Here is a 12,423-nt window from a genome sequence, read left to right as displayed (position 1 = left end):
CTGGAGGATGCCGCGCAGGAGATCGGCTAGCTTTGCCGCCAGCGTGGGATTCCGTCCAGAAATCCGTCGTCCAGCCGCGTTTCCCCAAACCAGTTCAGCCGGTTGATGCTGACGAAACCCGCATCGATAGCAGCGTTTTCATCCCCCGGTTCGCTTGCATGGGCTCGGCCACGCGGCACCGTGATGATCGTACGATCCCCGGCGCTTTCCACCACCTCGGCCGTGCGGCCAATCTTGTCGCGGCCGATGCGCGGCTGGCGAATTTCGGCCGGCAGCGCGGTCGGCAGGTTGACGCTCAGCCAATGGCCCTCTGTCGCCCACTCGGCGCGCGATTGCCAGAGCGAGGCGATCAGCTTGCCAAGCCATTCGTCGTCGGTAGCGCCGAAGTCAGGATTTTTCACGCGCGAAAAGCCGATCGCCGGTACGCCCCAGAAACTCGCTTCGCGGGCAATACCCAGCGTGCCGGAATAGGCGATATCCTCGGCGACGTTGCGGCCGTCATTGATGCCCGACAATACGAGGTCAGGCTTCGGTTCATCGGCGAATAGCCAAGTCATGGCGCTCACCACGCAATCGGCGGGCGTGCCCGAGCATGCATACCAGTTCGGCTTGACGCGCCGCATCGTCAGCGGCCCGGCGATGGTCAGCGACGAGCCGGCGGCGGTGCGCTTGCCGTCCGGCGCGACCACCCAGACATCGTCGTTCAACCCGAGGGCGGCATTGACGAGACGGGCAAGACCCGGCGCTTCGATGCCGTCATCGTTGCAGATCAGGATTCTCATGATGCGCTTCCTTGCCCCACCGTGATGCGTTGGCCGGTACGGCATTGCGTGAGCAACGACGGAATATGGCTCTTCAAGTCGCCAAGAAGATCGGGGGCGCAGGAATGGCCCAGCGCCGGGGGGCGTCCCGCCTTCTCCCAGATGCCGACATTGCCCGACAGTGTCGGGTGGGTGGGCATGCGTATCCAGTCCGCCCGGCCGGCCTTGTGCATGAGATCGCCCGGAGAGCCCAAAGGCAGATGCCCGGTGAGCAGCACCGGAAACCCGGCATCGCCGGCGCGAGGCAAAAGGCGCGACGACGGGCCAGCCTCGCCCATGCCGTCATTGGCCAGCAGGGGCAGCGAAGGCAGCGGGTCGGCATCGCTCCAGTCGGCCGCGCTTCGCAGACGGGCAAGCAAAAACTCGGAAATGCCCGGCAACAGGGACGCGGTCGCGCCGATCTGCGCTTCCAGCGACGAACGCATGCCGGCATGGACGGCGAACGACCCCGGCAAGGCCGCGATCAGTTCCAGCGATCGGCCAGACAGCGGCGTCGGCAAGAGGCATCCCTGCGGATGCCGCGCCACCCATTCGGAAATTTCCTGCGCCCGGGCAGCCCCCGGCATGGGATCCGCGCCGTAGGAGGCATCGAGGACCAGGAGATCGCAATGCGGGATCGTGTCCATGACGAACACATTGCTGTCAGGCACCACATCGGCCGAATAGGCGATGCGGCTTGTCCCGTCGTCGACGGCGAACCAGACCCCGCCGACGACATGACCTGAACGTCCCGTGCTGACTACGAAATTGCCGCTAGTGAGTGTGTCGCCTGGTTCGAAGAGTTCGATGCGGTTTTCAGGCAAGGGAAATCGCCTGAAATCCTCCGGCTCGGCATAGGCGGCAAGCGTGGCCGGCGCCTCGGCACGGGTCTCCGCCGTCATGAAGATCGGGCCGCTATAGCCCCGCGACAACAGCCAGCTCAGCGCGCCGACATGATCCTCATGGGCATGTGAAACAAAAACAGCATCGATGTCGTCGCTCGACCCGTTGAGCGCTGGATAGTATTCCGCCCCGGAAGCGCCGACCTTGATGCCGACATCGAGCAGGATGCGATCGTCGCCGCTGTTGACGGCGAGGCTGGTGCGGCCCTTTTCTCCGAAGCCGCCGGCAAGGTCCAGCATCATCACGAGGCCGTCCCCGCCGCCGGGATCAGCCAGCCGGATTTTATGCGCAGACGCGCTTGCGCCCCGTTCTCCAGCGCAACCGGGTCGGGCTGCTCGAAATGCAAGGTGAGGTCGGGACCAGCGGTCGGCGCGAATTCAATCCGCGCCGCGCCGCCCTGGTAGATCGCCCGCTTGACGAGACCATCGAAGCCCGAGGCATCGGCCGAAAGCTCGATATCGGCGGAGCGGCAGCAGATCTTGGCGCCGGCGCGCGGCCGCTCGCCAGGCCGGCAACGGACCACCAGCTCGGTTCCGAGAACCCGGACCTTGCAATGGCCGTTGTCCTCGCTGGCCAACACGTCCGCCGGAAGCAGAATGCCTTGCGAAATGAAGGAGGCGACCATTTCATTTGCCGGCTTATGATAGAGTTCACGCGGGGTGGCGAGCTGCGCCAAGCGTCCATGGTCCATCACCGCGATGCGGTCGGCCAGCGCCATCGCCTCGGCCTGGTCATGGGTTATGTAGACGATGGTCGTGCCGGTGCGCTTGTGGAAGGCGGCGAACTCGTCCTCCATCGAGGCCCTGAGATGGACGTCGAGATTGGCGAGCGGCTCGTCGAACAGCACCAGCGAAGGTGTCGCCACCAGGCAACGCGCCAAGGCCACCCGCTGGCGCTGGCCGCCGGAAAGATTGGCGGGCCGGCGCTCGCCCAGACCCTGAAGATTGACAAGGGCGAGCGCGTCTTCCACTTTTTGGCGCGCAACCGCCTTGTCGAGCTTGGCCACCTTCAGCGCATAGCCGATATTCTCGGCGACGCTCATATGCGGCCACAGCGCATAATTCTGGAAGACGATGCCGACGCGCCGCTTTTCCGGCGCGACGCTGCCGCCGCTGTTCGACACGACATCGCTGCCGATGCGGATTTCGCCCGAGGTCACCTTTTCGAAACCGGCGACCAGCCGCAGCAATGTCGTCTTGCCACAGCCGGAGGGGCCGAGCACCGCCAGAAACTCGCCGTCGGCGACGTCGATCGAGACATCCTTCACGGCGTCGAAATCGGCGAAGCTCTTGGTCACATGGTCCAGGGTCAATCGCGCCATGGCAGAACTCCGCTCGGAAGATGAGGGGCAAGCAGGTTGGTCACCAGCATCAGCACGAAGGTGACCGCGACCGTGATGACCGACATCGCCGCCGCGTAGTTGGAATCGCCGCCCTGCTCGAAGGAAAACATGACAACGCCGATGGTCTCGGAACCCGACGACCACAGCAGCGCCGAGACGGTGAGTTCGCTGAGGGCCGTCATGAAGATCAGCAGGCCGCCGGCGATCGCCGCCGGCGCGACCAGCGGAAAGACGATGGTGCGCATGCGCGTGAACAGGCCGGCGCCCGCCACCTGTGCAGCTTCTTCGAGTGCCCGGTCGATCTGGTGATAGCCGCTGATGGTCGGCCGCAAGGCCAGTACCAGGAAGCGGGCGAGATAGGCATAGAGGATGATCCAGACGGTGTTGTAGAGCTGGACGCCTGTCAGCGGGATGGGGCGCAGGAACAAGAGCAGCGAGGCGATCGCCAGCACCACGCCGGGCAAGGCATACGGCAGTTCGACTGAAAGATTGAGCAGCCGCACCCAGCGCTGCTTGCCCCAAGCGATGAGATAGCCGATCGGCACGGCGACGAGGACCGCGAAGAAAGCGGCAGCGATCGACAGCCAGAAACTGTTGAAGAAGGCGCGGCTGGCGGCATCATGCTCGAACAGCACGAAACGGTAATTGTCGAGCGTCGCCGTCTTGGCGGTGAGCGCGATGCCGTAGCCCGGCACCAGCGACGTCAGCACCAGCCCGAACAGCGGCAGGACCAGCACCAGCACGATGAGCAACCACATCCCGGCCTGGACGACCGGCCGCCAGCGGCCCAGTTCATAAGGTTCGGCCGGCAGCGACGTCGAGGAGATGCGGTAGTCGCGGCGGCGGCTCATCACCTCCTGGGCAAGAATGCCGGCCATGGCGATGATGCCGATCAGCACCGACAGGAACGCGGTCTCGCCGAGTACCGCCGGCCCCCCGCCGGCCAGCTTCTGATAGATGAGCGTCGGCAGCACCAGGTAGTTGGCGGGGATGCCGAGAAAGGCCGGAATGCCGAAATTGCCGACGCAGGAGACGAAGGCAAGCGCGGCCGCCGCCATGATCGACGGCGTCATCAAGGGCAGCACGATGGTGATCAGTACGGTGAACCAATTCGCACCGCCGGCGCGCGCCGCCTCGACTAGTTCGCGCGGCAGCTTGCGCAGGCCTGCACGCACCAGCAGGAAGACCAGCGGCCCGTATTGGACGCCAAGCAGCAGGATGATGCCCGAGGTCGAGTAGAGCGGGTTTTTCGTGCCGAGCGGCGGCGCCGCTCCGAAAAGCTTGAGGAATGGGCTGGCAGGGCCGAACAGTTGCAGCCAGGCCAGCGCCGTCACCTGCGGCGCGATCATCAGCGGCATGACGTAGCAGAGCACCAGGGCGCTTCGGCCGCGTATGTCGGTCAGCGAGACAAGCACGGCCACCAGCGTTCCCGACAGCACCGCCAGAAGAGTGCCGCCGATGCCGACGACCAGTGTATGCCATGTCGCGATCCAGGTTGCCGGGCTTCTCAGCCCGGCCTCCACGGCCACCGTCGACAAGACACCGCCGGGTGCCACGATCTCCTTAACGAGGCGCAGCATGGGCAGCAGCGAAAGCAGGACGATGACGACGGCCACCACCGCCGTCAGGACCATTTCCTGGCCCCGGCTCTCCCTGATACGTGTCGGCATGATTGCGTTTCCTGGGATCGGTCAGCGGGGCGGCCGGGCTCACCGGAACTGACGAGATGCCGTCGAGACGGCATCTCGCGGGGATCGACGGCTCAGCCGCCGAACAGGTCCTGGAACTTCGCCTTGTCGGCGTCGGTCTCGGCGACGATCGCCTTGGTGTCGAACGGCATCACCTTGACCTTGACGCCTTCCGGCAGCCAGTCGGGACGACCGACCGAGGCGCGTGCCGGCAGGTAACCCATCGACAGCGCCAGCTTCTGGCCTTCATCGGACAGAATGAAGTCGACGAATTTTTTCGCACCGTCGACGTTCTTGGCGGTCTTCATGATGGCCACCGGTTCGGTCACGGCGGGCACGCCCTCCGAGGGGAACACGAATTCGACAGGCGAACCCTTCTTCTTGGCGTTCATCGCCATGAAATCGACGAGGATGCCATAGGGCTTCTCGCCCGACGCCACCGACTTCAGCACCGCGCCATTGCCGCGGACGCTGACGGTGTTGTTGGTCTTCAGCTTCTGGAAGAAATCCCAGCCATAATTGCTGTCGCCGGCGAAGCCCGAAAGCAGGTAGGCGGCGGCACCGGAATAGAGCGGGCTCGGCATGACCAGGCCATCGGCATAGGCCGGCTTGGCGAGGTCCGCCCAATGCTGCGGCTTTTCGGCGGCAGCGGTGTTGTAGACGATGCCGGTAGTGATCAGCTTGCTGCCGAAATAAGTCTTGTCGGCGTCATAGGCATCCGCCTCGATGCCGTCGAGCTTGGCCTCGGGATAGGCCAGCAGCCGGTCGTCCTTCTTCAGCAGTTCCATCGACACCGCGTCGGCGATCAGCAGCACGTCGGGCTGCGGGCTGCCTGCGGCGAACTCGGCCGCCATCTTGGTCAGGATGTCGCTGGTTCCGGAGCGATAGATGGTGACGTCGATGCCGGGCTGTGCCTTCTTGAAGGCATCCACGGTCTTGGCTGCGTCTGCCTCGGGCTGGGATGTGTAGAGCGTCAGTGTTTCGGCATTTGCCACGCCGGCAAACAAAGTTGCCGCGAGCGCCAGCTGGCTGGCCAGCAGCTGGATGAATAGCGTCTTCATGAGACCTCCTGTCTTGTCTGTGCATGACCGGTCTGGCCCCTGGCCAGCACCCCGTCTCTTCCTCCCTGCACGGCGCATATGACTGGTGGATGACACAGCGCGTGAAACCAACAAAATATGTTCATATGTACGATGTCAATTACAAATGATCACAGCTGTGCGATAATCGGCCTGCCGCGAACCCGGCATCCGATTGACGTAAGAGCGGCCTTGCCGGATGAGGACAACCGTCGGCCATGACACATGAGGGACGACATCCATGCCCACGCAAAAGCCCGCACCGGCTCGCCTGCCGATGGTCTCGTCGGACCTCAGCGTCAAGACGGCATGGCTCTATTATGTCGAGGGCTTCACGCAGGAGCAGATCGCCGAAAAGCTCGATGTCTCCAGGGTGAAGGTCATGCGTACGCTGGCCGCCTGTACCGCCGAGGGCATCGTCGTTACCATGATCAACGCGCCGACAGCCGAACAGGTGGCGCTTGAGCGGGAACTGGAAAAACGCTGGGGCCTCAACGCCGCCGTCGTCATCCCGACACCTTCGGTTCACGACCATCTGGAGAAGGCCATCGGCCACGCCGTGGCGGCCTATCTCGGCGAGCAGATGCAGGATGGCATGACGCTGGCGATCGGCGGTGGCGCCACACTGCACGCCAGCCTGGGTTTCCTCGCCCGCCGGCACTTGAAGCGCGCCTCGGTGGTGGCGCTTGTCGGCAGCCTGCCGCATTCGCAATGGATCAACCCGTCGATCGTGGCCGCCAAGGTCGCCGATGTGTTCGAGGTGGACAGCTATCAGATCACGGCGCCGGTGATGGTGGACGACCCCTCGCTGCGCGATCTCCTGTGGGCGCAGCCGACGCTGCAGGATGTGCGCCGGCGCGCCGCGGCGGCCGACATCGCATTGCTCACCGTCGGCGACATATCGCCCGATGCCACCATCTTTCGGCATGACATCGTGCCGTCATCGCTGATTACACCCTTGAAGGCAAAAGGCGCGGTCGCCAACATGCTATGCTATTTCGTCGATGCCGCCGGCAGGCTCGTCGATCACGAAGTCAACCGGCGCGTCATGGCGATCGACCTCGATGTTGTCGCCCATGTGCCGAATGTCGTGCTGGCCGCCGGCGGAAAGCGCAAGGTGGCGGCAATCCTCGCCGCGCTCAAGGCTGTCAACACCAATGTGCTGATCACCGACAGCGACACCGCTATGGCGCTGCTAGCCAAGGCCGGCTGAGATGCCTGGGTTTAAATCAACCCGCGCTCGCGCAAAAAATCCTCGACGCCGACATGGGTCATGGATTCGAATTCGGCGATCGCTTCGGCCACGCGTCTGCGCTGCCCCGCCAGCAGGGTGAACACCTGCTTCATCTCGCCCGAAACGCCAAAACGGCTCCAGCGCTCGGCGATATGCGCGGGCAGGCCGATATCACTGCAGAACGCATCGAGGCTGTCATAGCCTAGGCTGACGACAAGCTGCCTTGTCTCTTCCGCCGACATGCGTGGCTCGAAAGCATGATCGTGCAGGCGCTGCGCCACCAGCTTGATGTCGGAAGGCGACGCGCCCATGACCCTGCCGAACAAGGTTTTGACGTCAGACGGGTCGAATGCAGGCATGTTGGCCTCCCTTGGTCGCGATCACCAGAGAACATGGGTCAAGGTTCGGTGCCTGACAAGTCGTTTCATCATAAGCCGGCGCATCATTGGCGCCGGCTTACGGCAGGAGCCTAGACCAGCATGCCCATCGGATTCTCGATCAGCTTCTTGAAGGCGACCAGCAGTTCGGCCCCCAGCGCGCCATCAACCGCACGATGGTCAGTCGACAGCGTCACCGACATCACGGTGGCGATCTTGATCTCGCCGTTCCTGACCACCGCCCGCTCCTCGCCGGCGCCGACCGCCAGGATCGTCGCATGCGGCGGGTTGATGACGGCGGCAAAGTCCTTGATGCCGAACATGCCGAGATTGGAAACGGCCGTCGTGCCGCCTTGATATTCTTCCGGCTTCAGCTTGCGGCTGCGGGCGCGGCTGGCCAGGTCCTTCATCTCGTTGGAGATGACCGACAGCGTCTTTTCGGCGGCATGCCGGATGATCGGCGTGATCAGGCCACCGGGGATCGAAACGGCGACGCCGACATCGGCATGCCTGTGCTTGACCATGGCGCTCTCGGTCCATGAGGCATTGGCATCCGGCACCGCCTTCAAGGCCATCGCCATCGCCTTGATGACCATGTCGTTGACCGACAGCTTGTAGACGGGCGCCTCACCCTTGTCGGTCTTTTTCACCGGTGCCGCGGCATTGAGCTGAGTGCGTAAAGCCAGCAGCGCGTCGAGTTCGCAGTCGAGCGTCAGATAGAAATGCGGGATGGTGGTTTTTGCTTCGACCAGGCGCCGCGCGATGGTCTTGCGCATATTGTCGTGCGGAACGAGTTCGTAGGAGCCTTCCTCGAACAGTTTCATCACGTCCCCTTCTCCCTTGAGGGGAGGGTGGCCGGCCGAAGGCCGGTCGGGTGGGGTCGCTTCGACGGGGCTCGGCGCAAAAGCGGTGCCTCCTGAGGCGACCCCCTCCGTCCGCTTCGCGGACACCTCCCCCTCGAGGGGGGAGGAGAGTACCGCATCGATATCCGCCTTTACGACGCGGCCATGTGGGCCTGTGCCTGATATGCCGGAGAGATTCAGTCCTGCTTCACGAGCCAATCGACGCGCCAAGGGTGTAGCGCGGGTTTTCCCCTCCCCCTTGAGGGGAGGGTGGTCGGCCAAACGCCGGTCGGGTGGGGTCGGTTCGACCGGACTCAGCGCGAGGGCGGTGCCTTCTGAGGCAACCCCCTCTGTCGACTTCGTCGACATCTCCCCCTCAAGGGGTGAGATTGGCGCCTTGTCCTTATAAGCCTCGCCGTCAGCATAAATCCAAGCCACCGCCGATCCGACCGCGATATCGACTCCTTCCTTGCCGGTCACGTCGCGCAACACACCGCTGGCCGGAGCGTCGATCTCCATCGCGGCCTTGTCGGTCTCGATCTCGAACAGCACGTCGCCCTTCTTGACCGTGGCGCCTTCCTCGGCGAACCAGCGCGAAATCTGTCCGGTCGCCATATCCATGTCGACCTTGGGAAGAATGACTTCGGTCGGCATGGATCAGCGAACCCCTTTGACGAGGTCGCGCGCGGCGGTGACGATGTCGGGAACCTGCGGCACCGTCGCTTTTTCCAGCTCCGGATTGTAGGGGATCGGCGTTTCCGCACCGCCCAGCCGCACGATCGGCGCATCGAGATAGTCGAACGCCTCGCTTTCGGCGATCATGGCGCTGACCTCGGCGCCGATGCCCAGCGTCTTGACCGCTTCATAGACGCATATCAGCCGCGAGGTCTTCTTGACGCTGTCGATAACGGTCTGCTTGTCCATCGGCCGGATGGTCCGGAGGTCCACGACTTCGACGTCGATGCCTTCGGCCTCCAGCGCGGCAGCGGCGTCGAGCGCCTTCTGCACCATGATCGAGGTGGCGACGATGGTGAGATCACGGCCCTCGCGGCGGATATCTGCCTTGCCGATCGGCACGGTGTAATAGCCTTCGGGCACCGGGCCCTTCATCTTGTAGAGCAGCTTGTGCTCGAAGATCATCACCGGATCGGGATCGGCGACCGCAGCCAGAAGCATGCCCTTGGCATCATGGGGCGTCGCCGGCTGGATAACCTTCAGGCCCGGCACGTGGCCAAGCCAAGCTTCCAGGCTCTGGCTGTGCTGCGCGGCGGCACCGGTACCGGAGCCGGCGGGAAAGCGCATCACGACGGGCACCGAAACCTCGCCGCCCAGCATGAAGCGCATCTTGGCAGCCTGGTTGACGATCTGCTCCATCGCCAGCGTGGCGAAATCGGAGAACTGGAATTCGAAGATCGGCCGCATGCCGGTCAGCGCGGCGCCGACAGCGACCCCCGCACCGCCCAGTTCGGAAATCGGCGTGTCCAGCACCCGGTCCGCGCCGTAACGATCGACGAGGTCGCCGGTCACCTGGAAGGCACCGCCATAGACGCCGATGTCCTCGCCCATCAGGAAGACGCGCTCGTCCATGTCCATGGCGATCGCCATGGCTTCCTGGATCGCCTGGGCGTAGCTCAGTTCACGCACCATCGCGTCCATCACGCCTGCTCCGTATACACGTAATTGCCGGTCTCGCTGACGTCAGGCGACGGGCTCCCCTTGGCGAACTCGATGCCGTCGGCGATCTCCCGCGCCACCACCTCGCGGATGGCTTCGATGCCCGTGTCGTCGATGAATCCGAATTCCCGCAATTCGTTCTCGAACAGCGTGATCGGATCGCGGTTCGACATCCAGTCCTCGATCTCTTCCTTGGTCCGGTAGCGATTGCGGTCGCTCTTGGAATGGCCGCGATGGCGATAGGTCTTGGACTCGATCAGCGTCGGCCCCTCACCCGCTCGTGCCCGCTCGATCGCCTTGTACGAAGCCTCGGCGACCTCGGAGAAGATGTTGCCGTTGACGATGACGCCCGGCATCGAATAGGCGGCGGCGCGGTCGGCGATGTTCTTGACCGCGGTGGACCGGGCAGTCGACGTCGACATGCCGTAGCCATTGTTCTCGCAAACGAAAATAACGGGCAGTTTCCAGACCGCCGCCATGTTGAGCGCCTCGTGGAAGGCGCCTTCATTGTTGGCTCCGTCGCCGAAGAAGGAGACGACAACCTTGCCGGTCTTCATCATCTTGGCGGAGAGCGCGGCGCCGACGGCGATCGGAATGCCGCCGCCGACAATGCCATTGGCGCCGAGATTTCCCTTGGCGACATCGGCGATGTGCATCGAACCGCCGCGGCCCTTGCAATAGCCGGTGGTCTTGCCGAAGAATTCCGCGAACATGCGCTTCACCTCGGCGCCCTTGGCGATGCAGTGGCCGTGGCCGCGATGGGTCGAGGTGATCTGGTCGTCCTCGCCAAGCGGCATGCAGATGCCCATGGCGCTCGCCTCCTGGCCGATCGACAGATGCATGGTGCCGTGGATGAGGCCGCGCGTGTAGCTTTCTTCCGCGCCCTCCTCGAAGCGGCGGATCAGGTACATCTTGTAGAGCACCTGCTTCAGCTGCTCGGCGCTGTACTGGCGATAGACGAAGGGCAGGTTGGCGCGGCTGTCCGCGACGGCTTTGCTGGCTCTGGCCATGGTTACGCCTCCACGGTTCCGTAGACGAGCTTGTCCTGACGGGCGCGCAGTTCGGCGATCTTGGACCCCGCTGCCGGGGCGGCATTGGCGTAGGTGATGAGCTCACCCTTCTTGATCGGCGCCGTAACCGACCCGCCCTGCAGCAAGCCGCAGGGAATGGCCCTCGCGGCATGCGCTTCCGGTGCAGTCATGATCCACGCGCGGTAGCAATATTCGCCGATCGCATCGAGCTTCTCGCCGGGCTGCATGTCCTTCTTGGCCACGGCGGCCACTTCAGCTACCGGCTTGGCCAGCGGCACCATGTCGGCCTTGCCGTAGAGCACGACGCGGGCGCAGGTCAGCGGCACTTCGAGCGAGGTCAGGTGATAGGGACGATGGAAGGTGAAGTACGGGCCCTTGCCCATCTTCAAATCTTCCATGCGCTCCGAAATGCGCGGATGCGACATGTCGGCGACGACGAAGACACCGGGTGCGACACCCTTGCCGATCGAATAGTCGACGACACCGACCCTCGACAGCACGCCGCCATCCTTCTGCGGTACCAGCACCTTGTTCAATTCGCCGAGCGTCGCGGCCGGGCCATGCATGCCGGCTTTGTCGGGCACCAGCCCGGTGGCGTTGGCGATCGCCGCCATCTCGACCATGGTCTTGGAGCCGTCGACGAACTCCACCAGCATGCGCACATTCATGTGCCGGCGCCTGGCCTCTTCCTCATAGGCGGGCGGCGTGGCGTCGATGTTGAGCGGATTGTTCTTGCCCTTGCCGGCGGCGACGATCGGGTGGCCCATGGCCGAAACGAATTCGATCAGTTCCATGCAGGAGGAGGGTTCGTCGCCGGCGCCGAGCGAATAGGTGACGCCGAGCCGGTCGGCTTCGCTCTTGAGATAGGCGCCGATGGTGACGTCGGCCTCGACGTTCATCATCACCAGATGCTTGCCGTGCTCCATGGCGCGCAAGCCGATTTCGGCGCCGACGGCGGGAACGCCGGTGGCATCGATGACGACGTCGATAAGATCGTTGTTGATGACCAGGCTGGCGTCGTTTGTCACCGCCACCTTGCCGGCTTCCATGGCGGCCGTCATCGCCGAGGCGTTCGATACCTCGCGCGCATGGCCGGTTTCCTGGAAGGCGATATCCACCGCCTTGCTGGCGGCGGGCAGGTTCAGCTCGGAGATCGCGCCGATCTCTATGCCCGACATATGGGCGACGCGGGTGACGATGTCGGTTCCCATTTCGCCCGAGCCGATCAGCCCGATCCGGATCGGCTTGCCCGATTTGCCGCGTTCCTCGAGATCGCGGGCAAGGCCCGTCAACGAAACATTGGACGCCATACCGCTCATTCCTCCCATAATGCAGGCTTGTTCAATTGCCTGACGGGTATTGAACATCTGTATTTCTGTCAAGACTAATGTCCAAATCTGCGTGCTTTTGCAACACTTACACAACTGGACAAAAGGCCGTTGCGGAGCCGGCA

Annotated in this window: 11 protein-coding genes; 1 reads left to right on the top strand and 10 read right to left on the bottom strand. The window is 63.8% G+C overall.

What is annotated here, in order from left to right; translation table 11 throughout:
* Positions 1 to 26: 26 nt before the first annotated feature.
* From surE to MESAU_RS07510, 5 genes are all read right to left on the bottom strand, one after another.
* The gene (surE, locus tag MESAU_RS07530; RefSeq protein ID WP_015315463.1) at positions 27 to 782 is read right to left on the bottom strand and encodes a 5'/3'-nucleotidase SurE; all 756 of its coding nucleotides are present in this window, start codon (positions 780 to 782) and stop codon (positions 27 to 29) included.
* Positions 779 to 1,945 carry an MBL fold metallo-hydrolase gene (locus MESAU_RS07525; RefSeq protein WP_015315462.1) on the bottom strand — a complete coding sequence of 389 codons (1,167 nt, stop codon included), beginning with the start codon at positions 1,943 to 1,945 and terminating at the stop codon, positions 779 to 781. Before MESAU_RS07525 ends, surE begins: the two co-directional genes overlap by 4 nt.
* The gene (locus MESAU_RS07520; RefSeq protein ID WP_015315461.1) at positions 1,945 to 3,024 is read right to left on the bottom strand and encodes an ABC transporter ATP-binding protein; all 1,080 of its coding nucleotides are present in this window, start codon (positions 3,022 to 3,024) and stop codon (positions 1,945 to 1,947) included. Before MESAU_RS07520 ends, MESAU_RS07525 begins: the two co-directional genes overlap by 1 nt.
* Positions 3,012 to 4,715: an ABC transporter permease gene (locus tag MESAU_RS07515; protein ID WP_015315460.1), complete on the bottom strand. Its 1,704-nt coding sequence runs from the start codon at positions 4,713 to 4,715 to the stop codon at positions 3,012 to 3,014. Before MESAU_RS07515 ends, MESAU_RS07520 begins: the two co-directional genes overlap by 13 nt.
* A gap of 92 nt (positions 4,716 to 4,807) precedes the next feature.
* Positions 4,808 to 5,794 carry an ABC transporter substrate-binding protein gene (locus MESAU_RS07510; protein WP_015315459.1) on the bottom strand — a complete coding sequence of 329 codons (987 nt, stop codon included), beginning with the start codon at positions 5,792 to 5,794 and terminating at the stop codon, positions 4,808 to 4,810.
* A gap of 259 nt (positions 5,795 to 6,053) precedes the next feature.
* On the opposite strand from MESAU_RS07510, the gene MESAU_RS07505 reads away from it, so the two are divergent.
* Positions 6,054 to 7,025, top strand: a complete 972-nt coding sequence (locus MESAU_RS07505; RefSeq protein ID WP_015315458.1) for a sugar-binding transcriptional regulator — start codon at positions 6,054 to 6,056, stop codon at positions 7,023 to 7,025.
* A gap of 11 nt (positions 7,026 to 7,036) precedes the next feature.
* Here MESAU_RS07505 and MESAU_RS07500 read toward each other — a convergent pair whose 3' ends face one another.
* The 5 genes from MESAU_RS07500 to MESAU_RS07480 form a co-directional block, all read right to left on the bottom strand.
* Complete coding sequence (locus tag MESAU_RS07500) at positions 7,037 to 7,405, bottom strand: hypothetical protein (protein WP_015315457.1); 369 nt, start codon at positions 7,403 to 7,405, stop codon at positions 7,037 to 7,039.
* A 110-nt stretch (positions 7,406 to 7,515) separates the two neighbouring features.
* Positions 7,516 to 8,919 carry a pyruvate dehydrogenase complex dihydrolipoamide acetyltransferase gene (locus MESAU_RS07495; protein ID WP_015315456.1) on the bottom strand — a complete coding sequence of 468 codons (1,404 nt, stop codon included), beginning with the start codon at positions 8,917 to 8,919 and terminating at the stop codon, positions 7,516 to 7,518.
* Positions 8,920 to 8,922: 3 nt separating this feature from the next.
* Positions 8,923 to 9,921: an alpha-ketoacid dehydrogenase subunit beta gene (locus MESAU_RS07490; RefSeq protein ID WP_015315455.1), complete on the bottom strand. Its 999-nt coding sequence runs from the start codon at positions 9,919 to 9,921 to the stop codon at positions 8,923 to 8,925.
* Entirely contained in the window at positions 9,921 to 10,949 is a 1,029-nt protein-coding gene (locus MESAU_RS07485) for a thiamine pyrophosphate-dependent dehydrogenase E1 component subunit alpha (RefSeq protein WP_015315454.1), read from the bottom strand. Before MESAU_RS07485 ends, MESAU_RS07490 begins: the two co-directional genes overlap by 1 nt.
* A 2-nt stretch (positions 10,950 to 10,951) precedes the next feature.
* The gene (locus tag MESAU_RS07480) at positions 10,952 to 12,280 is read right to left on the bottom strand and encodes an NAD(P)H-dependent oxidoreductase (protein WP_015315453.1); all 1,329 of its coding nucleotides are present in this window, start codon (positions 12,278 to 12,280) and stop codon (positions 10,952 to 10,954) included.
* Between the last annotated feature and the right edge of the window lie 143 nt (positions 12,281 to 12,423).

The sequence above is a fragment of the Mesorhizobium australicum WSM2073 genome (assembly GCF_000230995.2).
Lineage (GTDB): Bacteria > Pseudomonadota > Alphaproteobacteria > Rhizobiales > Rhizobiaceae > Mesorhizobium > Mesorhizobium australicum.
This window is presented reverse-complemented; position numbering and strand designations above follow the sequence as displayed.